Annotated in this window: 25 protein-coding genes; 17 read left to right on the forward strand and 8 right to left on the reverse strand. The window is 71.2% G+C overall.

Annotated features, from left to right (window positions below; translation table 11 throughout):
- Positions 1–8 precede the first annotated feature (8 nt).
- The gene (locus ACWDR3_RS19400) at positions 9–914 is read left to right on the forward strand and encodes a ribonuclease Z (protein ID WP_450353721.1); all 906 of its coding nucleotides are present in this window, start codon (positions 9–11) and stop codon (positions 912–914) included.
- A 20-nt stretch (positions 915–934) separates the two neighbouring features.
- Positions 935–1,924: an adenosine deaminase gene (locus tag ACWDR3_RS19405; protein ID WP_450353722.1), complete on the forward strand. Its 990-nt coding sequence runs from the start codon at positions 935–937 to the stop codon at positions 1,922–1,924.
- A gap of 11 nt (positions 1,925–1,935) precedes the next feature.
- Here ACWDR3_RS19405 and ACWDR3_RS19410 read toward each other — a convergent pair whose 3' ends face one another.
- Both ACWDR3_RS19410 and ACWDR3_RS19415 read right to left on the reverse strand, forming a co-directional pair.
- Positions 1,936–3,144, reverse strand: coding sequence for an MFS transporter (locus ACWDR3_RS19410; protein ID WP_450353723.1), 1,209 nt, complete (start codon positions 3,142–3,144; stop codon positions 1,936–1,938).
- A 209-nt stretch (positions 3,145–3,353) separates the two neighbouring features.
- Positions 3,354–4,136: an IclR family transcriptional regulator gene (locus tag ACWDR3_RS19415; protein WP_450353724.1), complete on the reverse strand. Its 783-nt coding sequence runs from the start codon at positions 4,134–4,136 to the stop codon at positions 3,354–3,356.
- 86 nt (positions 4,137–4,222) lie between these two features.
- On the opposite strand from ACWDR3_RS19415, the gene ACWDR3_RS19420 reads away from it, so the two are divergent.
- The 3 genes from ACWDR3_RS19420 to ACWDR3_RS19430 all read left to right on the forward strand — a co-directional run bounded on the left by ACWDR3_RS19420 (position 4,223) and on the right by ACWDR3_RS19430 (position 7,853).
- The gene (locus ACWDR3_RS19420; protein WP_450353725.1) at positions 4,223–5,191 is read left to right on the forward strand and encodes a 5-dehydro-4-deoxyglucarate dehydratase; all 969 of its coding nucleotides are present in this window, start codon (positions 4,223–4,225) and stop codon (positions 5,189–5,191) included.
- The gene (locus ACWDR3_RS19425) at positions 5,188–6,477 is read left to right on the forward strand and encodes a glucarate dehydratase family protein (RefSeq protein ID WP_450353726.1); all 1,290 of its coding nucleotides are present in this window, start codon (positions 5,188–5,190) and stop codon (positions 6,475–6,477) included. The genes ACWDR3_RS19420 and ACWDR3_RS19425 overlap by 4 nt, the downstream gene beginning before the upstream one ends.
- 224 nt (positions 6,478–6,701) lie before the next feature.
- A complete protein-coding gene (locus tag ACWDR3_RS19430) occupies positions 6,702–7,853 on the forward strand; it encodes a carbohydrate kinase family protein (RefSeq protein ID WP_450353727.1) in 1,152 nt (383 codons plus the stop codon).
- Positions 7,854–7,897: 44 nt separating this feature from the next.
- On the opposite strand, the gene ACWDR3_RS19435 is transcribed toward ACWDR3_RS19430, so the two are convergent.
- The gene (locus tag ACWDR3_RS19435) at positions 7,898–8,623 is read right to left on the reverse strand and encodes an FAD binding domain-containing protein (protein WP_450353728.1); all 726 of its coding nucleotides are present in this window, start codon (positions 8,621–8,623) and stop codon (positions 7,898–7,900) included.
- A 324-nt stretch (positions 8,624–8,947) separates the two neighbouring features.
- Between ACWDR3_RS19435 and ACWDR3_RS19440 the strand changes: the two genes are divergently transcribed.
- Genes ACWDR3_RS19440 through ACWDR3_RS19460 form a run of 5 tightly spaced genes read left to right on the forward strand, consistent with a single transcriptional unit; the run spans position 8,948 to position 12,471 of the window.
- Entirely contained in the window at positions 8,948–10,006 is a 1,059-nt protein-coding gene (locus ACWDR3_RS19440; RefSeq protein WP_123999880.1) for a PhoH family protein, read from the forward strand.
- Positions 10,007–10,018: 12 nt separating this feature from the next.
- Entirely contained in the window at positions 10,019–10,516 is a 498-nt protein-coding gene (gene ybeY / locus ACWDR3_RS19445; protein WP_450353729.1) for an rRNA maturation RNase YbeY, read from the forward strand.
- Positions 10,513–11,814 carry a hemolysin family protein gene (locus ACWDR3_RS19450; RefSeq protein ID WP_450353730.1) on the forward strand — a complete coding sequence of 434 codons (1,302 nt, stop codon included), beginning with the start codon at positions 10,513–10,515 and terminating at the stop codon, positions 11,812–11,814. The genes ybeY and ACWDR3_RS19450 overlap by 4 nt, the downstream gene beginning before the upstream one ends.
- 17 nt (positions 11,815–11,831) lie before the next feature.
- Complete coding sequence (locus ACWDR3_RS19455) at positions 11,832–12,164, forward strand: hypothetical protein (protein ID WP_450353731.1); 333 nt, start codon at positions 11,832–11,834, stop codon at positions 12,162–12,164.
- Complete coding sequence (locus ACWDR3_RS19460; protein ID WP_450353732.1) at positions 12,112–12,471, forward strand: MmcQ/YjbR family DNA-binding protein; 360 nt, start codon at positions 12,112–12,114, stop codon at positions 12,469–12,471. Before ACWDR3_RS19455 ends, ACWDR3_RS19460 begins: the two co-directional genes overlap by 53 nt.
- Here ACWDR3_RS19460 and ACWDR3_RS19465 read toward each other — a convergent pair.
- Positions 12,433–13,875, reverse strand: coding sequence for an MFS transporter (locus ACWDR3_RS19465; protein ID WP_450353733.1), 1,443 nt, complete (start codon positions 13,873–13,875; stop codon positions 12,433–12,435). The two genes, ACWDR3_RS19460 and ACWDR3_RS19465, sit on opposite strands and share 39 nt — an antisense overlap.
- A 140-nt stretch (positions 13,876–14,015) precedes the next feature.
- On the opposite strand from ACWDR3_RS19465, the gene ACWDR3_RS19470 reads away from it, so the two are divergent.
- The 5 genes from ACWDR3_RS19470 to ACWDR3_RS19490 all read left to right on the forward strand — a co-directional run bounded on the left by ACWDR3_RS19470 (position 14,016) and on the right by ACWDR3_RS19490 (position 18,491).
- On the forward strand, positions 14,016–14,837 hold the full coding sequence (locus tag ACWDR3_RS19470; RefSeq protein WP_124000428.1) for a helix-turn-helix transcriptional regulator: 822 nt from the start codon (positions 14,016–14,018) through the stop codon (positions 14,835–14,837).
- A gap of 52 nt (positions 14,838–14,889) precedes the next feature.
- Positions 14,890–15,243, forward strand: a complete 354-nt coding sequence (locus tag ACWDR3_RS19475; protein ID WP_450353734.1) for a cytidine deaminase — start codon at positions 14,890–14,892, stop codon at positions 15,241–15,243.
- A 218-nt stretch (positions 15,244–15,461) separates the two neighbouring features.
- Positions 15,462–15,935: a hypothetical protein gene (locus ACWDR3_RS19480; protein ID WP_450353735.1), complete on the forward strand. Its 474-nt coding sequence runs from the start codon at positions 15,462–15,464 to the stop codon at positions 15,933–15,935.
- Between the two features lie 142 nt (positions 15,936–16,077).
- A complete protein-coding gene (locus ACWDR3_RS19485) occupies positions 16,078–17,397 on the forward strand; it encodes a beta-xylosidase (RefSeq protein ID WP_450353736.1) in 1,320 nt (439 codons plus the stop codon).
- An 83-nt stretch (positions 17,398–17,480) separates the two neighbouring features.
- A complete protein-coding gene (locus ACWDR3_RS19490) occupies positions 17,481–18,491 on the forward strand; it encodes a WxL protein peptidoglycan domain-containing protein (RefSeq protein ID WP_450353738.1) in 1,011 nt (336 codons plus the stop codon).
- On the opposite strand, the gene ACWDR3_RS19495 is transcribed toward ACWDR3_RS19490, so the two are convergent.
- Positions 18,385–18,723, reverse strand: coding sequence for a P-II family nitrogen regulator (locus ACWDR3_RS19495; protein WP_450353739.1), 339 nt, complete (start codon positions 18,721–18,723; stop codon positions 18,385–18,387). The two genes, ACWDR3_RS19490 and ACWDR3_RS19495, sit on opposite strands and share 107 nt — an antisense overlap.
- Before the next feature lie 82 nt (positions 18,724–18,805).
- Here ACWDR3_RS19495 and era point away from each other — a divergent pair, with 82 nt between their 5' ends.
- A complete protein-coding gene (gene era, locus ACWDR3_RS19500) occupies positions 18,806–19,768 on the forward strand; it encodes a GTPase Era (RefSeq protein WP_401720827.1) in 963 nt (320 codons plus the stop codon).
- Here the strand turns inward: era and ACWDR3_RS19505 are convergent.
- The gene (locus tag ACWDR3_RS19505; protein ID WP_450353740.1) at positions 19,765–20,619 is read right to left on the reverse strand and encodes a helix-turn-helix transcriptional regulator; all 855 of its coding nucleotides are present in this window, start codon (positions 20,617–20,619) and stop codon (positions 19,765–19,767) included. The two genes, era and ACWDR3_RS19505, sit on opposite strands and share 4 nt — an antisense overlap.
- A 119-nt stretch (positions 20,620–20,738) precedes the next feature.
- Between ACWDR3_RS19505 and ACWDR3_RS19510 the strand changes: the two genes are divergently transcribed.
- Entirely contained in the window at positions 20,739–21,593 is an 855-nt protein-coding gene (locus tag ACWDR3_RS19510) for an NAD-dependent epimerase/dehydratase family protein (RefSeq protein ID WP_450353741.1), read from the forward strand.
- Between the two features lie 103 nt (positions 21,594–21,696).
- On the opposite strand, the gene ACWDR3_RS19515 is transcribed toward ACWDR3_RS19510, so the two are convergent.
- Both ACWDR3_RS19515 and ACWDR3_RS19520 read right to left on the reverse strand, forming a co-directional pair.
- Positions 21,697–22,992, reverse strand: a complete 1,296-nt coding sequence (locus ACWDR3_RS19515) for an MFS transporter (protein WP_450353742.1) — start codon at positions 22,990–22,992, stop codon at positions 21,697–21,699.
- A complete protein-coding gene (locus ACWDR3_RS19520) occupies positions 22,989–24,311 on the reverse strand; it encodes a GH1 family beta-glucosidase (protein ID WP_450353743.1) in 1,323 nt (440 codons plus the stop codon). The genes ACWDR3_RS19515 and ACWDR3_RS19520 overlap by 4 nt, the downstream gene beginning before the upstream one ends.
- Positions 24,312–24,326: the final 15 nt, after the last annotated feature.

Below are 24,326 nucleotides of genomic sequence, written 5' to 3' on the forward strand. Positions count from 1 at the left end.
AAGTCACCATGTCCGTACGCGAATTGGTAGTCCTCGGCACAGCCAGCCAGGTCCCCACCCGCCACCGCAACCACAACGGCTACCTCCTCCGCTGGGACGCCGAAGGCATCCTCTTCGATCCCGGCGAAGGCACCCAGCGCCAGATGCTCCGCGCGGGCGTCGCCGCGCACGACCTCAACCGGATCTGCGTGACGCACTTCCACGGCGACCACTCCCTCGGCCTGGCCGGCGTGATCCAGCGCATCAACCTGGACCGGGTCCCGCACGAGATCACCGCGCACTACCCGCGCTCGGGCCAGCACTTCTTCGACCGCCTGCGCTACTCCACCGCCTACCGCGAGACGGTCGGCATCACGGAAGCCCCCGTGGACGCGGACGGCGTGTTCGTCACCACACCCTCGTACACCCTGGAAGCGCGCAAGCTCTCCCACCCCGTCGAGTCCTACGGCTACCGCCTCACCGAACCCGACGGCCGCCGCATGCTCCCCGACCGCCTCGCCGAGCACGGCATCAAGGGCCCGGACGTGGGCCGTATCCAACGCGAGGGATCGGTCGACGGGGTCCCGCTCGCCGAGGTCAGCGAAACGCGCCGCGGCCAGCGGTTCGCGTTCGTCATGGACACCCGCCTCTGCGACGGAGTGCACGCCCTCGCAGAGGGCTGCGACATGCTCGTCATCGAGTCGACGTTCCTCGACGAGGACGAGCAACTCGCCGTGGACCACGGCCACTTGACCGCCGGACAGGCGGCGAGGGTGGCGCGCGAGGCGGGCGTACGGCATCTGGTCCTCACGCACTTCAGTCAGCGCTACTCCGACCCCGACGAGTTCGAGCGGCAGGCACGGGACGCGGGCTACGAGGGGGAGCTGACCGTGGCGCACGATCTACTGAGGGTGCCGGTTCCGAAACGGCGATAAAACACCCGTACGATACTTCGATGCCTCTCCCCAAAGCCGAACTGCACCTGCACATCGAAGGCACCCTGGAGCCGGAGCTCGCCTTCTCCCTCGCCGCCCGCAACGGCGTCGAGCTGCCCTACGCGGACACGGAAGAGCTCCGCAAGGCGTACCTCTTCGACGACCTCCAGACCTTCCTGAACCTCTACTACGAGCTGATGGCGGTCCTGCGCACCGAGCGCGACTTCGAGGACCTTGCGAACGCCTATCTCGCCCGCGCCGCCGCGCAGGGCGTACGGCACGCGGAGATCTTCTTCGACCCGCAGGCGCACCTCGCGCGGGGCGTGGACATGGGCACGGTGGTGAACGGCCTGTGGCGGGCGCTGGGGAGCAGCGAGGCGCACCACGGCGTCTCCACCCGCCTCATCCTGTGCTTCCTGCGCGACCAGTCCGCCGAGTCGGCCTTGGAGACGCTGGAGGCCGCGAAGCCGTACCTCGACCGGATCGTCGGCATCGGCCTCGACTCGGCGGAGGTCGGTCACCCGCCGGTGAAGTTCCGCGAGGTCTACGAGGCCGCCGCCGCCCTCGGTCTACGACGGGTCGCGCACGCCGGTGAGGAGGGCCCGCCGGAGTACATCACCGAGGCCCTGGACGTCCTCGGCGTCGAGCGGATCGACCACGGGTTGCGCTGCATGGAGGACAAGGCACTCGTCGCCCGCCTGGTCAGGGACCGGATCCCGCTGACCCTGTGCCCGCTCTCCAACGTCCGGCTGCGCGCGGTGGACGTGCTCGCCGAGCACCCGCTGCCCGCCATGCTCGACGCCGGTCTGCTCTGCACGGTCAACTCCGACGACCCCGCCTACTTCGGCGGCTACGCGGGCGACAACTTCGACGCGGTGCGCTCGGCGCTGGGTCTCGGCGAGGACCGGTTGCGCGAGCTGGCCCGCAACTCGTTCGTCGCGTCCTTCCTGGAGGACGACGAGGAGCTGCGGGCCCGATACCTGGCCGAGGTCGACGCGTACGAGTTCTAGACCTACGTGTTCTAGGCGGCCGGCGTCGTGTCGTACGCGTGCGGGACGGGCGCGTCCACGGAGATCGTCTCCACCGGGATCTCCACGACCGGCAGTTGACGTCTCCCGAAGCCCAGCGCGACCGCCGTCATCGGTACGGCGATCACCAGCAGTCCGACCGCCAGGATCGCCCCCATCGCCGGGAACCCGGCCCGCGCGGCCAGCACGCTTCCCGCCAGCGGGCCCGCGGCCGTCCCCAGTGAGGACGCCGAGCCGACCAGGACGGCCCAGCGGCCGCGGGGGTCGAGGGAGGCGGCGAGGCCGATGACGTACGAAAGGACGACCGGGTAGAGGAGGTTCCAGGCGATCTCGCCGGTCGCGAAGGTCGTGAGGTCGGTCGCGGACGCGCTCAGCAGGATGCAGAGCGAGATGACGGCCGTACCGGCGCCGATGGGCAGCGCGCGGCCCAGGCGGGGGCCGAGGGCGCCCGCGACCGTCACGCCGAACAGGCCCGCGCCGAGCGCCACCGCGAAGACCGCGCCGACGGTGGTCTCCGTCAACCGGGCCTGGTCCAGGCCGATCCGGCCGCTGACGCCCCACAGGGAGTTCTGCACGAGGGACCAGCAGGGCATGGTGACGGCGAGGAGCAGTCCCGCGCGGAAGTGGGGGAGGCGGCTGCCGTCGAGCACGGCGTGGGTGGTCGCCGTGCGCAGGGGGAGGCGGGCGGTGAGCGGCCAGACGAGCAGTGCGGTCAGGGCGATCGCGGCGAGGGGTTGGCCGTGGCCGGGGCCGAGGTGCGGGACCGTGAGGTAGACCGCGCCGGCGAGTGCGGAGACGCCGAGCAGGCCGACCGTGGTGGTGCGGTGCGGATCGGGCTGGGCGGCGATGCCGGTGGCGGCGACCGTGGTGGCCGTACCGGAGCCGAATCCGCCGATCAGCGCGCCCACGACGACTGCCGGGACGGCGGTGGTGAGGGCGGCGGTGCCGTAGCCGAGGACGGCGAGGGCGAGGCCGATGCGGGCGAGGGTGCGGGGGCCGACGCGGTCGACGCGGGAGGCGAGGACGAAGCCGGCGGCGGCCGAGCTCAGCAGCAGCGCGCTGCCGAGGGCGCCGGCCTGCGTGGCGCTCAGCGGCAGCCCGGAGTCCAGGCGGCCGACGGTGGTCGGGAGGAGGTAGGGAGCGAGGTACCCGGCCGTGAAAAGGGCGACGAGGGGCCAGGCGATGGTGCGGGGGGCGAACACGGGCGTTCCCAGGGCATGCGAAAGAAGCGGCTCAAGAAGGGGGTTGGGCGCAGGCCGTCGACGGACAGGAACGCGCGAGGAATTTGTATCAAGCACGCGGTTCCGGAAAGAAGCCCGGGATGTGTGATGTGGCGCACGTTGCGTTTGGGGTGGGGGAGGTCGGGTAGCGGAGAGCGGCGCCGAGGTGAACTCGGCCTGTCTTACCGGCGCTAACGCCAGTGCACCGCGCCTCCCGTGCCCGGTGCCATGGACTCGATCTTCTCCCTGATCTCCCGCATCACCGTCACGATCCGCTCCTCGTGCTCCGAGGTCAGCCGGGCCACCGGCACCGCGCAGCTGATCGCGTCCTGGGCCGGGTCGTCGTAGCGCAGGGCGAAGCCGAAGCCGACGATGCCGAGGACGCCCTCCTCGCGGTCGATCGAGTAGCCGCGGGCGCGGATCAGGGCGAGGTCGGAGGCGAGGGACTCTCGGGTGGTGCGGGTGTTGGGGGTGAGGGCCTCGTACGGGCCCTCGGGCAGTTCCTCGTCCGGGCGCTGGGCCAGCAGTGCCTTGCCCAGCGCGCCCACGTGCGCCGGCAGCCGCCGTCCGACCCGCAGGATCGTGCGCAGGTACTCGTGCGACTCCCGGGTCGCGAGATACGCCACGTCCCGGCCGTCGAGGCGCCCCATGTGGATCGTCTCGCCGAGCGCCACGGAGGCCTCGTCGAGATACGGGCGTACGGCCCGCACGCGCGGGTCGGAGTCGAGGTAGCTGGTGCCGGTGAGCAGGGCGTGGATGCCGATGCCGTAGAGCGAACCGGTGACGTCGGTACGGACCCAGCCGCGGCTGATCAGGGTCTGGAGCAGCGCGTACATCGAGCTGCGCGGCACGCCCAGCTCGTCGGCGAGTTCCTGGAGGCGCGCGGGACGGTCGCCGCGCGCGGCGAGCAGTTCGAGCAGCTCGACCGTGCGGGCGGCGGACTTCACCTCGCGAACGCCACCGGGCTCTGACATGCGCCGATCGTAGCGAGCGTGAGCGCCCCATTGACGGTCGCTGTTCGCGTATCTAATCTCTGTCTTCATACGTGGATAACGTCTACATGGGGAGATGGCCTCAGGTGTCCAAGGTGAACGGCGCAACGGAGACCGTGGTGCGCAGGCTGCGGGACGGGATGACGGGCGGTGTGCTCTCCTTCCCGCTCACCTCCTTCCACGAGGACGGCTCGCTCGACCCGGACGGCTTCCGCGCGCATGTCGCGGCGCAGATCGCCGCCGCCCCCGGCGCCGTCTTCCCGGCCTGCGGCACCGGCGAGTTCTTCTCGCTGGACGAGGACGAGTACCGCCGGGTCGTCGCCGTCACGGTCGAGGAGGCGGCCGGCCGACTGCCCGTGGTGGCCGGCGTCGGCTACGGCTGGGCGCAGGCCGTACGGTTCGCCCGCATCGCCGAGGAGGCCGGCGCCGACGCCCTCCTGGTCCTGCCGCACTACCTCGTCGCCGCCCCGCAGGACGGCCTGGTCGCCCAGCTGGAGCGGATCGCCGCCCGCACCTCGCTGCCGCTCATCGCCTACCAGCGCGGCCAAGTCGCCTTCGGCATGGACGCGTTCAGGCGGATCACCGAGATCCCCGGCGTCATCGGCCTCAAGGACGGCCACAGCGACCTCGACCGCCTCCAGCGCCTCACCCTGGCCGCCCCCGAGGACTTCCTCTTCTTCAACGGCGCCTCCACCGCCGAGATCCAGGCCCGCGCCTACGCCACCGTCGGCGTCCCCGCCTACTCCTCCGCCGTGCACGCCTTCGCCCCCGAGATCGCGAACGCCTTCTTCGCCGCCCTGAGCACCGGCGACGACGGCACGGTCGACAAACTGCTGCGCGACTTCTACGTCCCGCTCGTCGAACTCCGCGACCGGGTACCGGGATACGCCGTCTCGCTGGTCAAGGCGGCGGCCCGGCTGCGTGGCCGTCCCGTCGGTCCGGTCCGCGCCCCGCTCACCGACCCCTCGGCCGCCGACCTGGCCGACCTCAAGGCCCTCCTCGCGGCCGGCCTCGACCTCGTAGGAGCCGCCCTGTGAACCTCACCATCACCGACGTCCGGCTCACCCCGATCCTCATCGCCGACCCGCCCCTGCTCAACACACAGGGCGTGCACCAGCCGTACACCCCCCGGCTGATCGTCGAGGTGGAGACGGCCGACGGGATCACCGGCGTCGGCGAGACGTACGGCGACACCAAGTACCTGGAGCTGGCCCGGCCGTTCGCCGAGAAACTGAAGGGCCGTCAGGTCACGGATCTGAACGGGCTGTTCACGATCGCCGACGAGGTCTCCGTGGACGACTCCCGGGTCTCCGCGCAGGTCGACGTGGGCGGACTGCGCGGGGTCCAGACCGCCGACAAGCTGCGTCTGTCCGTCGTCTCCGGCTTCGAGGTGGCCTGCCTCGACGCCCTCGGCAAGACGCTCGGCCTGCCCGTGCACGCGCTGCTCGGGGGCAAGGTGCGGGACGCCGTCGAGTACAGCGCGTACCTGTTCTACAAGTGGGCCGACCATCCGGCGGGCGTGGCCTGCGAGAAGGACGACTGGGGTGCCGCGGTCGATCCGGCGGGGGTCGTCGAGCAGGCGCGGAAGTTCAAGGAGCGGTACGGGTTCACCTCGTTCAAGCTCAAGGGCGGGGTCTTCCCGCCGGACGAAGAGGTCGCCGCCGTACGGGCGTTGGCCGAGGCCTTCCCCGGGCATCCGCTGCGGCTCGACCCCAACGGCGCCTGGTCCGTGGCGACTTCGCTCAAGGTGGCGCAGGAGGTGGGCGGCCTCCTGGAGTACCTGGAGGATCCCGCGCTCGGTACGCCGGCCATGGCCGAGGTGTCCGCCGGGACCGACGTGCCGCTGGCCACCAACATGTGCGTGACGACCTTCGCCGAGATCAGGGAGGCGTTCTCGCGGGACGCCGTCCAGGTCGTCCTCTCCGACCACCACTACTGGGGCGGCCTGCGCAACACCCAGCAACTCGCCGCCGTCTGCCGCACGTTCGGCGTCGGGGTGTCCATGCACTCCAACACGCACCTGGGGATCAGCCTGGCCGCGATGACCCATGTCGCGTCCACCGTCCCCAACCTCCACCACGCCTGCGACTCCCACTACCCCTGGCAGTCCGAGGACGTCCTCACCGAGCGCCTCACCTTCGAGGGCGGCAAGGTCACCGTCTCCGACGCGCCCGGCCTCGGCGTCCAACTCGACCACGACAAGCTGGAGTTGCTGCACCGGCGGTGGCTCGACGACGACGGGTCGCTGCGCGAGCGGGACGACGCGGCGGCGATGCGGGTCGCGGAACCGGGGTGGGAGACGCCGAGCGTGCCTCGCTGGTAGCCGCCGGGCAGGGTCGGGTCGGTGTCGAAGGTGAGGTCCGGGTCGGGGCGGCCGGATCCGGACGCGGGCGGTGGCCCGGCGCGATCGTGGTGACGGCGCGTCGGCACGCGGTGGACCTGCGGCTCCCCTCACCGGCGCGACCCACGGGCGGGGCTGCGGCGACGGCCGGTTGTCGGTGGTGTGGTGCACACTGGCCTGATCCGCACCATGTCAGGGAGTGCACCGTGATCGCGCCCAATGGGAAGGGACCCTCACCCGTCGTCTCGGGACCGCAGTGTCAGGCCGAGGTCGACCCGCTGGCCGCCGTGCGCGCACCGGACGATCCGCCCTGGGACGTGTACCTCACGGGCACGGTCTTCCTCGACATCGTCTTCACCGGCCTGGAGACCGCCCCCGTGCGCGGCACCGAGTCCTGGGCGCGCGGGATGGGTTCGAGCCCCGGCGGCGTCGCCAACATGGCCACCGCCCTGGCACGCCTCGGCCTGCGCACGTCCCTCGCGGCGGCCTTCGGCGACGACCACTACGGGGAGTACTGCTGGGACGCCCTGGAGCAGGGCGAGCACATCGACCTCTCCACCTCCCGCACGGTCCCCGGCTGGCACTCCCCGGTCACCGTCTCCATGGCGTACGAGGGCGAGCGCACGATGGTCTCCCACGGCCACGAGCCGCCCCCCGAGGCCGTGGCCGTCGCCAAGACCGGCGTCCTGGACAGCCCGCCCCGCGCGCGTGCCGCCGTCGCCTCCCTCACGCCCGGCGAGCACGCCCCCTGGATCGCCGAGGCCGCGCGCCGGGGCACCCGCGTCTTCGCCGACGTCGGCTGGGACGACACCGGCGCCTGGGACCTGGCCGGCCTGCCCGACCTCGAACACTGCGAGGCCTTCCTGCCGAACGCGGAGGAGGCCATGCGCTACACCGGCGCCAAGTCCCCGCGCGCCGCCGCCCACGCCCTCACCGAACACGTGCCGCTCGCGGTGGTGACCCTCGGTGCGGAGGGCGCCTACGCGGTCGACCGGCGGACCGGCGAGACCGCCGAGGTGCCCGCCATCGCCGTGGAGGCCCTCGATCCCACCGGCGCCGGTGACGTCTTCGTGGCCGGCTTCGTCACCGGCACCCTGGCGGACTGGCCGCTCGCGGACCGCCTCGCCTTCGCCGGCCTCACCGCGGCCCTGTCCGTCCAGGAGTTCGGCGGCTCCCTCTCGGCACCCGGCTGGTCCGAGATCGCGGCCTGGTGGCGCAAGGTCCAGTCCGTCGAGACCCAGGACCCGACGCCCCTCCAGCGGTACGCCTTCCTGGAGACCCTCCTCCCGGAGGAGGCGGCGAGACCGTGGCCGCTACGGCGGGCGGTACCGACGATCGGGTTCGGCAGATCGACCTGACGGCGTCCGGTTTCTCGGGTGGGTAGTGCCGGCGGGCGGCCCCGTCAGCTGGCCCCGGACCGCCCCAGCACCTCCGTGACCTGCTCATGGACCACCTCGCGCACCTGCTCCGGCAGCGCGCCCAGGGTCGTACCGTCCAAGGCCTCCAGCACCGCCTCCGTACCCGTGTCGCACGGCAGGGCCTCGCTGAGCACCTCGTATCCCTCCCGTACGGCGACCCGCAGCACAGGACCACCGGTGCCCGCGGGGGCGTGTACCGCGGAGGCGACCACGTAGGGCGGGGGGCCGCCCGCCGACTCGGGCAGCTTGCGGTAGCCGCTGGCGATCGGGGTGGGCCAGTGCAGGCTCAGCAGGAGGGGCTGCTTGGCCAGGAGCTCGGCCAGGTCCGTGCGGACCGGGCCCTCCGGTGTCAGGACCAGGGCGCGGGCGCCCAGCACCAGGGCCGCGGGCAGCAGACACCGCAGCGTGCTGCCGACGATGTTCCCGCCCACCGTCGCGGTCCGCCGCACGGCCCCCGTGCCTATCCCGGCCGCCGCCCGCCGCAGTACCTCCGGCACCCGCTCGTCGATCTGGTGCAGCAGCACCGCCGCGCCCAGCTCCTCGGCGCCGACGACGTTCGCCTCCGGCACCTCGCGCAGGGAGACGGCCTGTTCGGGGAAGCCGTCCCGTTGCCAGCCCGCCCACACAAGGGTGGCACCACCGACGGGTATCGCCCCCTCGCTCAGGCACAGCTGTGCCTCGGACACGGACGTGGGCAGACGCAGGAGCACGGCCTACCTTCTTTCTCCGGCAGACGATCCGGGCAGGTGATGCGGGCAAGCGATTCGGGCTAGCGATTCGGACGGACGATCTGGACGGGTGAGACGGGCGTCGCCGCCATCGAACGCGCGTAGCAGCGCACGAATAGTGGTGACGGAGCGCATTCTTCCCGCGCGCGGGGGGAGCATGCAGGGCTCATCGCTTCACACAGGGCGCCCTCACACGCGAAAAGCCCTACGGCGTTGTCAGTGCACCGACGTACTCTTGGAACCGCGAGGCCGCCCTCAGCTACGCGGCCGTGACGAGGAGGAATCGCAGGCCTACAGAGCCGGCCCATGACTCAGACACCCACAGCTCCCACCCCCGCGCAGGGGCAGGCCAGAGCACAGTTCACGGTCCCTGCCCAGCACCCGATGGTCACCGTGCTGGGTTCCGGCGACGCCCTCCTGCGTGTGATCGAGAAGGCCTTCCCGGCGGCCGACATCCACGTCCGGGGCAATGAGATCAACGCGGTCGGCGACGCCGGTGAAGTCGCCCTCGTCCAGCGCCTGTTCGACGAGATGATGCTGGTGCTCCGCACGGGGCAGCCGATGACGGAGGACGCAGTGGAACGCTCGATCGCCATGCTGAGGGCGAGCGAGAACGGGAAGGGCGACGGCCAGGAGACCCCGGCCGAGGTCCTCACGCAGAACATCCTGTCCTCGCGCGGCCGCACCATCCGCCCCAAGACCCTGAATCAGAAGCGGTACGTCGACGCGATCGACAAGCACACGATCGTCTTCGGCATCGGCCCGGCCGGCACCGGCAAGACCTACCTCGCCATGGCCAAGGCGGTGCAGGCCCTGCAGGCCAAGCAGGTCACCCGCATCATCCTCACCCGCCCCGCGGTCGAGGCGGGCGAGCGGCTCGGCTTCCTCCCGGGCACGCTCTACGAGAAGATCGACCCCTACCTGCGCCCGCTGTACGACGCGCTGCACGACATGCTGGACCCCGAGTCGATCCCGAAGCTGATGGCGGCGGGCACGATCGAGGTGGCCCCGCTGGCGTACATGCGCGGCCGTACGCTCAACGACGCCTTCATCATCCTGGACGAGGCCCAGAACACGAGCCCCGAGCAGATGAAGATGTTCCTCACCCGGCTCGGCTTCGAGTCGAAGATCGTGATCACCGGTGACGTGACGCAGGTCGACCTGCCGAGCGGCACCAAGAGCGGTCTGCGCCAGGTGCAGGACATCCTCGAAGGGGTCGACGACGTCCACTTCTCGCGGCTGTCGTCGCAGGATGTCGTACGGCACAAGCTGGTCGGCCGTATCGTCGACGCGTACGAGAAGTACGACAGCGAGAACGGTACGGAGAACGGCACCCACAAGGGCGCCCGTAACAAGCGGAAGTAGACCAGCACGACCATGTCGATCGACGTCAACAACGAGTCCGGAACCGAGGTCGACGAGCAGGCGATCCTCGACATCGCCCGCTACGCGCTCGCGCGGATGCGTATCCACCCGCTCTCCGAGCTCTCGGTGATCGTCGTGGACGACGACGCCATGGAGCAGCTCCACATCCAGTGGATGGACCTGCCGGGGCCGACCGACGTGATGTCGTTCCCGATGGACGAGCTGCGTCCGCCGGCGAAGGACGACGAGGAGCCCGTGCAGGGGCTGCTCGGGGACATCGTGCTGTGTCCCGAGGTCGCCAAGAAGCAGGGCGAGGAAGCACCGACGCAGCACTCCATGGACGAGGAGCTCCAACTGCTCACCGTCCATGGGGTGTTGCACCTGCTGGGCTACGACCACGAGGAGCCGGACGAGAAGGCCGAGATGTTCGGTCTGCAGGCCGCCATCGTGGACGGCTGGCGTGCGGAGAAGGGCATGACCGGCCCGTCTCCGGCCCCGACCGTCTCATGAGCCCGCAGATCGTCGCGGGCGCCGTCGCGCTGGTCGTCGTCGCCTGGCTCGCCGCCTGCGCGGAGGCGGGCCTCGCGCGCGTGTCCAGCTTCCGCGCCGAGGAGGCCGTCAAGTCCGGCCGCCGGGGCAGCGCGAAGCTCGCGCAGGTCGCGGCCGACCCGACCCGCTATCTGAACGTCGCCCTGCTGGTCCGCGTGGCCTGCGAGATGGCGGCCGCCGCACTGGTGACGTACGCCTGTCTCCAGGAGTTCTCCGGCACCACCAGGGCCCTTCTGGTCGCGATCGGCGTGATGGTCCTCGTGTCGTACGTGGCCGTCGGGGTCTCCCCGCGCACCATCGGCCGCCAGCATCCGCTGAACACGGCCACCGCGGCGGCGTACGTGCTGGTGCCGCTCGCCCGGATCATGGGGCCGATCCCGTATCTGCTGATCCTCATCGGCAACGCGCTCACGCCCGGCAAGGGCTTCCGCCGCGGCCCGTTCGCCTCCGAGGCGGAGCTGCGCGCGCTGGTCGACCTCGCCGAGAAGGAGTCGCTGATCGAGGACGACGAGCGCCGCATGGTGCACTCGGTCTTCGAGCTGGGCGACACGCTCGTACGGGAGGTCATGGTCCCGCGGACCGACCTCGTCGTCATCGAGCGCTACAAGACGATCCGGCAGGCCCTCACCCTCGCCCTGCGGTCGGGTTTCTCGCGCATCCCGGTGACCGGGGAGAGCGAGGACGACATCGTCGGGATCGTGTACCTGAAGGACCTGGCACGCAAGACGCACATCAGCCGGGACGCGGAGAGCGAGCTGGTGTCGACGGCCATGCGCCCCGCCGCCTTCGTGCCCGACACGAAGAACGCGGGCGACCTGCTGCGCGAGATGCAGCAGGACCGCAACCACGTCGCCGTCGTCATCGACGAGTACGGCGGCACGGCCGGCATCGTCACCATCGAGGACATCCTGGAGGAGATCGTCGGCGAGATCACGGACGAGTACGACCGCGAACTCCCGCCGGTGGAGGACCTCGGCGACGACCGCTACCGCGTCACCGCCCGCCTCGACATCACCGATCTGGGCGAGCTGTACGGCCTGGAGGAGTACGACGACGAGGACGTCGAGACCGTCGGCGGCCTCCTCGCCAAGGCCCTGGGCCGGGTGCCCATCGCCGGCGCCTCCAGCGTGGTCGAGCTGCCGGACGGCCGCGAACTGCGCCTGACCGCCGAGGACTCGGCCGGGCGTCGCAACAAGATCGTCACGGTCCTGGTGGAGCCGGTGGACCCGGCGGACGCCGAGGCGAAGCCGAAGGAGTGACGGGGAGTGGGGCGGAGGTGACGGAGGCCGACGACGGACCGGTGGCCCGGATGCGGGTGACCAACAGCGGTACGGCGATGCTGGAGTTGATCCTGGAGCCGTACGGCAGCGACCACTGGCTGAAGCCCGGCGAGACGTTCGTGGTGGAGACGTACGGCTTCGGGGACGGCGATCCCTTCGAGGTCGAGCACGAGTCGGCGCGGGTGACGGTGTACATCGACGGGCACGGGGACGTGCTCGACGTGCACGGCGCCGAGATCAAGTCCGGCCACGGCCGACCGGAGAGGAAACGACCGCATGACCCCCGACGAACTGCGTGGCTTCTGTCTCTCCTTCAACGCCGCGGTTGAGGACTTCCCGTTCACCCCCGAGACGTCCGTCTTCAAGGTGCTCGGGAAGCTGTTCGCGCTGACCCGGCTCGACGGCAGTCCGCTCACCGTGAACCTCAAGTGCGATCCCGAGGACGCGGTGCGGCTGCGGGAGGAGTACCCCGGGCTGATCATCCCCGGCTATCACATGAACAAGCGGCACTGGAACACGGTCACGGTCGACGGCGAGCTCCCGGACCGCGTGGTCCGGGAGCTCGTGGAGGACTCGTACGACCTGGTGGTGGCCGGGCTACCGCGCGCCGAGCGGCTCCGCCTCGACCGCCCCTGAGCGGACCCGCAGCCCCACCGCGACCAGTGCGGCGGCGGCCAGCACGATCACCGAGTCGATCGCCAGGACCGTGTGCACACCGGACAGCAGATCGTCCGAGGTCGTGGCGAGGACCCCGAGCAGCGGGATGCCGACGGTGAGGCCGATCTGCTGGGTCGAGGTCACCAGACCGGTGGCCAGGCCCTGTTCCTCGTCCGGGACGCCCGAGGTGACGGTGACGCCGTAGGAGATGATCGCGCCCAGGTGGCACATGCTCGCCAGCGAGACGGCGGCCGTGGCGAGCCAGACCGACCAGGTGTGCGCGTTCAGGCCCAACAGGGCGGCGACCAGGGCGCCTTGACCAGCCAGCGAGAGGGCGAGGGTACGGCGGGCGCCGAGCCGGCCGATGACCTTCGGGGCGTACGTGCCCGCCACCGCCGACAGGACGCCCTGGACCCCGAAGACCAGTCCCGTCTCGAACGCGGACAGGCCGAGGACCTCCTGGAAGTACAGGGTCAGCACGAAGACGACCGTCGACATCATCGAGAAGGTCACCAGACCGCCGATGTTGCCCCACGCCACCGTGCGGCGGCGCAGCATCGGAAGAGAGACCAGGGGCTGGGCGGTACGGGACTCGACGGCCACGAACGCGGTCAGGAGCAGGACGCCCACGACGAGGGTGGCGATGACGTCGGCGCCGCCGAAGCCGCGGTCGGCGGCCGTGGACAGGGCGTAGATCAGGGCCAGCAGGCCCGCGGTGACGGTGATCGCGCCGGGGATGTCCAGCCGCGGGCGGTCCGGGGTGCGGGACTCGGGGAGCAGGCCGGGGGCCAGCGGCAGCACGATCAGGGCGAAGACGGACAGCAGGCCCATCGTGGAGCGCCAGCCGAGCGCGTCGGTCAGTACCCCGCCCGCGACCATGCCGACGGTGAAGCCCAGCGAGAGCAGCGTGCCGGAGATGCCCAGGGCGCGGTCGCGGGCCGGGCCCTCCGGGAAGGTCGTCGTCAGCAGGGACATGCCGGTCGGCAAGATCGCCGCCGCGCCCAGCCCCTGCAATGCCCGGCCGGCCAGGAAGGACGCCGGGTCCCAGGCGAAGGTGGCCAGCAGCGAGGCCGCGCCGAACACCGCGAGCCCGGTCAGGAACAGCTTGCGGCGGCCGTAGAGGTCGCCGATGCGGCCGAAGAGCAGCAGGAACCCGCCGGACGGGAGCGCGAACGCCGTCACCGCCCACTGCAGGGCGGAGGTGCTCATGCCCAGGTCCGGGCCGAGGACCGGCAGGGCGACGTTGAGGACGGAGAAGTCGAGGGCGACCATGAACTGGGCCGCGCACAGGACGAACAGAACGAGCTTGTCCCGCGTGGACAGCCGGGGAGTGCCGTGCGGAGGGGTGGACGGAGTGGTCGGGGTCGTGGTCTCGATCGCCATGGCAAGAGCATCGGGCGGCCGGAATAAGCGTGGGGAGTCGGAACTTATCGTGGTGGTGGCACCACCAGACAGAGGGGGATCTGTACGTGGCTGAGGACGTGGGCAGGAGCCATCGCCGGACCGAGCTGCGCGAGTTCCTGATGAGCAGGCGGGCCCGGGTGAGCCCGGCCGAGGCGGGACTGCCCGACGGCGGCGCCCGGCGCCGTACCCCGGGGCTGCGCCGCGAGGAGGTCGCGGTGCTGGCCGGCGTGGGCGCCTCCTGGTACCAGTGGCTGGAGCAGGGCCGGGACATCTCGGTCTCCCCGCAGGTCCTGGACGCGGTGGCCCGGGTGCTGCGGCTCAGCGGCACCGAGCGCCGGCATCTGTACGTGCTGGCCGGGCTGAACCCGCCGGTGCCCGAAGTGGCCCCGGAGAAGCGGGACATGTGCGAGGGGCTGCGCCGGCTGATCGACACGTGGATGCCGTATCCGGCGCACATCATGGACGCGTACTACAACTGCGTGCAGTACAACGCGGCCGCCGCGATCGTGCTCGGCATGCGGCAGGAGGGCACGCAGAACTGCCTGGTCGACTTCTTCACCGATCCGCTCTACCGCTCCCGCTCCAAGAGCTGGGAGAAGAACGCGCGCACGGTCGTCGCGCAGTTCCGGGCGGCCTCCTCGGCGCGGCCCGACGACGAGGGGTACCAGGAGCTGCTGGACCGACTGCACGCGGACAGCCCGGAGTTCGCCGCGCTGTGGGCGGAGCGGGACATCGAGGACGCCGGGCAGATCCGCAAGGAACTGGACCATCCGCTGGCCGGACTGCTGGTCGTGGAGTCGACGGCGATGCGGGTCCCGGCCCGCCCCGACCTGACGATCGTGCTGCACACCCCGCTGGACGAGGCGAACACCGCGGCCAAGCTGGAGTGGCTGGCCTCCCCGCAGGCGCGGCGCGGGGCGATGTACCCCGTGGCGGGGTGACGCGGGTACCCCGTGGCCGGGTGACGGGGGCGCCGCTTCGTATGCTCTGGGCATGACCGAAAGCAACGCGCTCGACCCCGAGGACCGCAAGATCGTCACCCTGGCCCGCTCCGCGCGGGCCCGCAACGGTGTGCCCGAGGGGGCGGCCGTACGGGACGACACCGGCCGTACGTATGTCGCCGGGACCGTCGAGCTTCGGTCACTGAAGCTGAGCGCGCTGCGGACGGTGGTGGCGATGGCGGTGGCTTCCGGGGCGAAGTCGCTGGAGGCGGCGGCGGTCGTCACGGAGGCCGACGCGGTGCCGGACGAGGATCTCGCGGCGGTGGCTGACCTGGGTGGAGCCGGGACGCCCGTACTGCTGGCCGGACCCGACGGAACCGTGCGCGGCACCGCGACCGCAGGCTGAAAATCGCTCTTTTCAGAGTCGGCCGGAATTCAACCTTGCCGCCTCCGTGTCTCTCACGCATCAATGGAACCGTCAGTTCCGACGGACCGTCAGATTCAGGCACCCAGCTCCACCACCCCCCACTCGGCGCCCCGCACCGCGCCCGCCTGTGGTTCGTTCGGACTCTCCCAATCCATCCCCACATGGCAATTCCCGCACGGGAAGGGAGCCGGATCCCCATGAACGGCAAACGAATCACCACAGGTGCGGCGATGGCGGTAGGGGCCCTCGCGGCCGCTTCGCTCGCGTTCGCGCCCAGCGCCCTCGCCGTCACCCCGCAGGAGGCGACGATCAACGCCGACTGCGGCATCTTCGGCGGCGGCGCGGCCACCCTCACGGCGACCCAGGACGGCACGGCGGCCACCATCACCGTCACGTCCGCGATCACCGCTCCGATCGACCTGACGGAGGACTCCATCTCCTCCACGCTCACCCTGGTGAACGCGAGCGGCGGCACCACGGCCTTCACCGGTACGGAGAACCCGGCGATGGCCACCGGCGACGCCGTCACCGTCGGTCCGCTCAACGGCACCGTGGCCTCCGGCGACAGCCTGGAGGCGTTCGGCGGCTCGCTGCAGATGACCATCTTCGGCATCAACGTCACGTGTACGGCGACCGCGGCGCAGTCGCCGGGGCCGTTCGTGTTCGACTGATGTAGCTAGTTGATGATCCGTCAGTTCCTGTGCGCCACACAGGAACTGACGGCTCATCAGTTCGTTTCGGCATCTCCATTGACTTCTCACGCGATCCGCACATCAATGCCCCCAGCGAGCACAGAGAAGAGGGGGCACACCCATGGGTTCGCACAACCGAAGACGCCGTTGGGCGTCACTGCTCGCGGGAACCGCACTCGCGGTCACCGCGAGCGGCGCGCTGGCCTGTCCGGCCGGGGCAGCGGGTACGAACGTGGACTTCGGCACGCACTGCATCCCGCCCGCCATCGCCGGCATCCCGCCGATCGACGGCACCACCACCGCCAGCGTCTCGGCGGACAACACCAGCCCGAAGGTCGGCGACACGGTCACGGTGACGTACACCGTGGTCAAGCCGGCCGCCAACAACCCGACGGCCATCGCCCTGCCGGCCGACATCATGACGCCCACCGGAAAGGTCGCCCTCGGCGGCGCGCAGACCGGTTCCGTGACCGTCACCGGACCCAAGAAGAACGACCCGGTGCCCGGCAACGGCGCCTTCCCGTCGTTCTCCATGACCGGCACCTTCACGGTCACCGCGCCCGGCGCGATCACCCTCTCGCCCGGCGACTACAACATCCACACCAGCTACATCCTGGAGCTGGACACCCCCTGCACGGTGATCACCCCGCCCGCGCCGGTCTCCCAGACCGTCACCGCGACGGACGCCAATCCCACCAACAACCGTGCCATCTCGCTGGGTTCGGCCTCCGGGAACCCCGGTGACAGCGTCACCGTGAGCGGCACCGACTTCACGCCGGGCGCGACCGTCACCCTGGCCGGGCGCTCCGGGTCCACCCAGACCGCGGACACGGCGACCGTCACCGCCGGCAGCAACGGCGCCTTCAGCGGCTCGCTCGTCGTCAACGACAAGACGACGACCGGGATCGTGGCCTACGAGGGCAGCGCGTGGAACGCCGAGAAGGGCGCGGGACCCGCGGCCTACCTCGTCAACGACACGACACCCGTGCCGGACGGCAGCCAGAAGCTGACCACGACCGTGAAGGCGGGGACGCTGTCCATGTCCCAGGCCGGCGACTCCGTGGCGCTGTCTGCGGTCGACTTCGGTCAGGGCGGGGCCTCCACCGGGGCCCTGAACTCCGTTACCGTCAAGGACTACCGCGGCGGCCCCGTGGGCTGGTCCCTGACCGGCAAGGTCACCGACTTCACCGGTCCCGGCGCCAAGATCGATGCCGGGAAGCTGAGTTGGAGCCCGGCCTGCGCCACCAAGGCCGGCAGTCCGAGCACCTGCCAGGCCGGTTCCGCCGGTTCGGTGGGCCTCTCGGGCGCGACCCTGGCGGCGGCCCCCGACGGGACGGTCACCGGCGGTGAGTTCACCGTCGACGCCGGACTCTCGCTGGACGTACCGGCGTTCACGCCTCCGGGCTCGTACGCCGGAGTTCTGACGCTCACGCTCAGCTGACGGCAAGGGCGTCCGCACCCGCCCGCCCTTCTTCTTCTCGTCCTTCTTCTTGTCCATGGTCTCGTCCGTGGGGGTCCGCACCCATGCGCAAGCTGTACGTCCTCCTCCTGGGCCTGCTGCTGGCCTGGCAGGCCGCGCCCGCGCACGCCGCCGACAACGGCAGTTGGTCCGTCTATCCCGTCTCCTCGGCCGTCGCCGCGCGGCCCTACTTCTATCTCTCCGCCGATCCCGGGCAGACCATCGACGACAAGGTGGTCGTCGCCAACAAGACCGGGAAGCCGCTGACCTTCCGGTTGTACGCGGCCGACGCCTACAACACCGCGCGCGACGGCGGGTTCGCGGTGCGCACGGTCGACGAGAAGCAGCGGGGCGTGGGCGCGTGGGCGAAGCCCGCGAAGACCCGGGTCACCGTGCCGGCCCACAAGACGGTCACCGTCCCCTTCACGCTGAAGGTGCCCGAGGGTGCCGAACCGGGCGACCACCCGGGCGCGTTGGTCGCGCTGGACGAACGGATCGACAAGGGCGACGGATCACTGGCCCTGGGTGTGCAACGCGCCGTCGCCGCCCGTGTGTACCTCCGGGTGGGCGGGCCGACCCTCCCCGCGCTCGCCGTCGAGAACGTCCACATCACCCACCACCAGCCACTGGTACCGGGGTTGGGGGACAGCGACGCGACGATCTCCTACACCCTCCACAACACCGGCAACGTCACCCTCGATCCGAAGGTGACACTCAAGGCGCAGGGCCTCTTCGGCCGTACGCTCCTGTCCCGCGGCCTGACCCGGATCCCCGCCGAACTGCTGCCCGGGCAGCGCGTGAAGCTCAGCGAGCCGTGGAAGGGCGCGCCCCAACTCGACTGGGGGGACGTCACGTTGACCGCGAGCGCGCCGGGCACGCGGCAGTCGGAGAGCGCCTCGTTCTTCGCGCTGCCCTGGCTCGCGGCGGCGCTGCTGCTGGCCGTGGGGTTCGTGGGCGGAGTACTGGCGGTCAGAGCGCGTCGGGACCGCGCTCGCCCGTCCGTACACGTACCACCGTCTCCACCGGCATCGCCCACGCCTTCCCGTCCCCGATCTTCCCCGTCCGCGCGGCTGTGACGATCGCCTCCAGAACGGGCTCCGCGTCGGCGTCCTCGACGACGACCTCGATGCGGACCTTCGGCACCAGGTCGACCTGGTACTCGGCGCCCCGGTAGACCTCGGTGTGGCCGCGCTGACGGCCGTACCCGCTGGCCTCCGTCACGGTCAGACCGTGCACGCCGAGCTCCCGCAGGGCGGTCTTCACCTCGTCGAGGCGGTGCGGCTTCACGATCGCGGTGATGAGCTTCATGCCGCGCACCATACGGCCCGGGCCGGTCCGTCCCGGGCCCCGGGTGCACGCTTGTACGGCGTGGGCTCGTGGATCAGGGAGAATGGGCGCCATGAGCGTTCGCACCCAGTCATCCGAGCAGCCGGCCGAGTCCGCCCACCGCGCCGGCTTCGCCTGCTTCGTGGGCCGCCCCAACGCGGGCAAGTCCACCCTTACGAACGCTCTGGTCGGCCAGAAGGTCGCGATCACCGCGAACCAGCCGCAGACCACGCGGCACACGGTACGCGGGATCGTGCACCGGCCCGATGCCCAGTTGATCCTGGTCGACACCCCGGGGCTGCACAAGCCGCGCACGCTGCTGGGGCAGCGGCTCAACGACGTCGTGCGCACCACCTGGGCCGAGGTCGACGTGATCGGCTTCTGTCTGCCGGCGAACGAGAAGCTCGGTCCCGGTGACCGCTTCATCGCGAAGGAACTGGCGGGGATCAAGAAGACTCCGAAGGTCGCCATCGTCACGAAGACGGACCTCGTCGACTCCAAGACCCTCGCCGAGCAGCTCATCGCCATCGACCAGCTCGGCAAGGAGCTGGGCTTCGAGTGGGCGGAGATCGTGCCGGTCTCGGCGGTCGCGGACCAGCAGGTCGACCTGCTCGCCGACCTCCTCGTCCCGCTCCTCCCGGAGGGTCCGGCCCTCTACCCCGAGGGCGACCTCACCGACGAGCCCGAGCAGGTCATGATCGCGGAACTGATCCGCGAGGCCGCGCTGGAGGGCGTCCGCGACGAGCTGCCGCACTCCATCGCCGTCGTCGTCGAGGAGATGCTCCCCCGCGAGGACCGCCCCGCCGACAAGCCCCTCCTCGACATCCACGCCTTCGTCTACATCGAGCGCCCCAGCCAGAAGGGCATCATCATCGGCCCGAAGGGCGCCCGCCTGAAGCAGGTGGGCATCAAGTCCCGCAAGCAGATCGAGGCGCTGCTGGGCACGCCGGTCTTCCTGGACCTGCACGTGAAGGTGGCGAAGGACTGGCAGCGGGACCCGAGGCAACTGCGCAAGCTGGGCTTCTAGCGCGCTGTCCCCTGCGGGGACATGTCCTGCAGGCCCACCACCCTCAGCAGTCGCAGGCGTTCGTGTGACTCCGTGCCCGGGCGGGCCGTGTGGATGATGAGTCGGTGGCGGTGGTCGGAGCCCAGGAGGATCTCGCAGTCGAGTTCCAGGAGGCCCACCAGCGGGTGTTGGAAGCGTTTGGTGGTGAACCGGCGTACCGCCACCTCGTGTTCGTCCCAGAGGGTGGCGAACTCCTCGCTGGAGGAACGGAGTTCGGCGGCCAGCGCGGCCGGTTCCGGGTCGTCGGGGCGGACCGCGGTGACCGCGCGGAGGTCGGCCACGTGGGCGCGGGCGTGGTCGGGGCGGTCCTCCGGCGGGAAGAGCGCGCCGCCTTCCCCGTCGAGGAAGAAGCGGCGGAGCAGGTTGCGGTCCCGGGGCGGGCGGGCGAGCCCGTCGCCCGACAGCGCCCTCGACATCGCGTTCTGTGCCAGCAGCTCACCGCAGTCCGTCACCACCATCGCGGGGGTGTCGTGCAGGCGGTCCAGGATCAGCAGGAGGCCCGGGCGGACGTGCGCCGACGCGCTCTCCCGGCGGGGCGGCTCCTCGCCCGCCAGGTGGAACAGGTGGTCGCGTTCGTCGTCCGTCAGGCGCAGGCCGCGCGCCAGTGCCGTCAGCATCTGGCGGGACGGGTGCGGGCCCCGGGACTGTTCCAGGCGCGTGTAGTAGTCCACCGACATGCCCACCAGCTGCGCCACCTCCTCGCGGCGCAGCCCCGGCGTACGGCGGCGCGGGCCGGCCGTGAGGCCCACGTCCGACGGATTCAGCCGGGCCCGGCCGCGGCGCAGGAAGTCGGCGAGTTCGGTTCGGTCCACCCCTCCAGCGTGCGGCACCGAGCCCGGCTTATCCAGGGACCGCCGATCCCCCGATCACCAGGTCTCTCCCGGCCGTCCCGTCGGCGCCGGAAGGTGGGCGGTGACGAGAGGAGCACATCATGCTGACGTTGGTGACAGGCACGACAGGTCAGGTGGGCCGGCGCTTGGTCCCGAGGCTGCTGGCCCAGGCCCGGCCGGGGGAGGTCGTACGGGTCCTGGTACGGGACGCGGCCAAGGGCGAGCCGTTCGCGGAACTGGGCGCCGAGGTCGTGGTCGGCGATCTGCGGGACGAGGAAGTGCTCGGCAAGGCGGTGGCCGGGGCGGACGCGGTGCTGAATGTCGCGGCCTCCTTCCGCGGGGTGCCGGACGAGGAGGCGTGGGCCGTCAACCGGGACGCGGCAATCGCCCTGGGGCGCGCCGCGCTGGCCTCCGGAGTCGAGCGGTTCGTGCAGGTCAGTACCGGGATGGTGTACGGCGTCGGGCGGGGCCGCCCGCTCGTCGAGGAGGACGAGAGCCGGCCCGGCGGCCAGATGTGGGGCGCCTACAACGAGTCGAAGGTGGCGGCGGAGCGGGAACTGCTCGCGCTGGACGGTATGGACGTGCGCGTCGGCCGACTCCCCTTCGTCTACGGCGAGGGAGACCCGCATCTGGCCAACGCCCTGATGTGGGCCGGGAACTGGGCGCCCGCCCAGCGACTGCAGATGGGCCATCACGCGGACGTCGCCCAGGGCCTGCTGCGGCTGCTGTACGCGCCGGGAGTCGCCGGGCGGATCTACAACATCGCCGACGACGCCCCCGTCACGACGGTCGAGCTGTACCAGCTCAACGGCGTCGAGGTACCCGCCGAACTACAGGACAACCCGGACCCCGACCCGTGGTTCGGGATCATGTCCACCCAGCGGATCCGCCGGGATCTGGGCTACCGGCCCATCTACCCGAGCGTCTGGTCCGCGAGGGACGCCGGAGCGCTCTGAGGCCGGAGGCGTGCCGGGGACTCTGAAACCGGGGGAGTGCCGGGGCGCTCTGAAGCCGGGGGAGTGCCGGGGCGTCGGCCCGCGCCCCCGGCACCGGAGGCCGTCAGTCCACGCCCCTGATCCGCCGCACCAGCACCGCCCCCGCCAGCCCGACCACCGCCGCCACCAGATACAGCATCCGGTAGCCGCCCAGGTACGTCACGATCGGTGCGGCGAGGGCGGGGGCCGCGACCTGGGGCAGGGCGTTCGCCACGTTGATCACGCCGAGGTCCTTGCCCCGGTCCCCGGCCTTCGGCAGGACGTCCGTCATCAGGGCGAAGTCGACCGAGGTGAAGACGCCGAAGCCGATGCCCAGGACCGCCGCAGCGACGATCGCGCCGGGCCAGGTCTGCCAGACCGCGAGCCCGGCCGTCGCGACCGCCATCAGGATCCCGGACCAGATCACGAACGGCTTGCGCCGGCCCAGCCGGTCCGACCACACCCCGCCGACGACGACCGTGGCGAGCAGGGTCAGCCCGTTCACCGCGGTCAGGATCAGCACGCCCTGGTCGGGATCGTCGTAGTGCAGGCGGTCGCGCAGGTAGTAGAGGAGGTAGAGCAGCACCAGCGCGTTGCTGAGGTTGATCAGGAACCGGGTCAGCCAGGCCCAGCCCAGATCCGGATACCGGCGCGGGCTCAGCCAGAAGCCCGCGAGGAAGGATCGCCACGACCACGGCGGCCGGTCCGACACCGGCAGCCGCAGATCCGGGTACTTCAGGACGTACGGCAGCACGCCCACGACCGTGAACACCGCGCAGGCCGCGTACCCGGCCCCGATGCCCCCGACCACCGTCGCCAGGCCCGTCCCGCCGACCACGCCGAGGATCTGCGCGGCCCCCAACCACCCGCCCACCGAACCGCGTTGGAGCCGGGGCACCCGGTCCGGCACCGCCGCCGTGACCGCCGCGAAGGCCGCGTTCAGGGTCAGCTGGACCAGGCACCAGCCCAGCGCCATCGTCCACACCCCGCCCGCCCCCGCGAGCAGCAGCAGGGACAGCGCACCGCCCGCCGCTCCGGCCACGATCCACGGCGTACGGCGGCCCCAGCGGCCCGTCGTTCGGTCCGAGAGGGCGCCGAAGAACGGGTTGGCGGCGAGTGAGACCAGCGCTCCGGCGCCGGTCACCCAGGCCAGCATCGCCTCCTTGGACATGCCGGAGCCCGGCGCGAAGTCCTTCGCCTGCGAGGCCAGCAGGATCTGCAGCGGGCCGTACCAGCCCACCCAGATCGCCCCGTTGGCGAGCGAGAGGGACACCGTCCAGCCACGCCCGACCCGTTCGACGGGCTCGGCGAGCGCGGCCGGGGAGTGCGCGGAACCATGGGAGTTGTGGGAGTTCTGGGAGTCCTCCAAGGGGGCCGTCATCTCTGCGCCCGGAGCAGGTCCTGGAACCACGCGTACGAGGCCTTCGGCGTGCGCACCTGCGTCTCGTAGTCGACGTGCACGAGCCCGAACCGGCGCGCGTACCCCTCCGCCCACTCGAAGTTGTCGAGCAACGACCAGGCGAAGTAGCCGCGTACGTCCACACCGGCCGCCACCGCGTCGTGCAGGGCCCGGACATGACCGTCGAGGTAGGCGATCCGGTCCTGGTCGTCGACGCCCTCGTAGGAGCAGCCGTTCTCGGTGATGACGACCGGCGGGAGGCGGTCGCCGTAGCGCTCGCGGAAGCCGGTGAGGAGTTCCGTCAGGCCGCCGGGGACCACGGGCCAGCCGAAGTCGGTGCGTGGGACGCCCTCGATCTCCCTTACGGAGAAGGGGAGTTCGGCGGGCATGGTGAGGCCGCCGAACTCGATCTCCGCGCCCTGCGGGGCGCCCACCCGGGTCGGCGCGTAGTAGTTGATGCCGTACCAGTCGAGGGGCTCCGCTATCACCTTCAGGTCCGACTCGACGTCCCCGGGCATCAACTCGCCGATGCCGTCCGGGTATTGGCCGAGCAGGAGCGGGTCGGCGAAGAGACGGTTGAGCAGCAGGTCGTAGAAGTCCGCCGCCTCCACGTCGGCCGCCTCGTCCGAGGCCGGCCAGGTCGGGCCGTGCGAGTTGGCGATGCCGATGTCGCTCGCGCCCGCCGCGCGCAGGGCGCGTACCGCCAGGCCGTGCGCGAGGAGTTGGTGGTGGGCGACCGGGAGCGCGTCGAAGAGCAGCTTCTTGCCCGGTGCGTGGGCGCCCAACGCGTGGCCCAGCAGGGTGTGTTCGGCGGGTTCGTTGAGGGTGATCCACTTCTTCACCCGGTCACCGAGCCGCTCCGCGACGACCGACACGTACTCCGCGAAGTGCGCTGCCGTGTCCCGCTCCAGCCAGTCCTGGGTGACCGGCAGGTCCCAGTGGAAGAGGGTGGGGACCGGGCGTACGCCGGCCGCGCACAGCTCGTCCACGAGACGGTCGTAGAAGTCCAGTCCGCCCGGCGAGTTCACCCTCGGCCAGGAGATGGAGAAGCGGTACGCGTCCACGCCCAGGTCCCGCAGCAGGGCCACGTCCTCGCGGTAGCGGTGGTAGTGGTCGCAGGCCACCGCCGCCGTCGAGCCGTCCTTGATGTGCCCCGGTTCGGCCGTGAAGACGTCCCACACCGACGGTTCGCGCTCGTCCACGGCCCCCTCGATCTGGTGCGCCGAAGTCGACACACCCCACAGGAAACCGGCCGGGAACCGAGGGATCGGATGCGCCGCTGCACGCGGATCAGTCGCCATGGGCGGGATCATCCT

This window comes from Streptomyces sp. NPDC001002 (genome assembly GCF_053599215.1).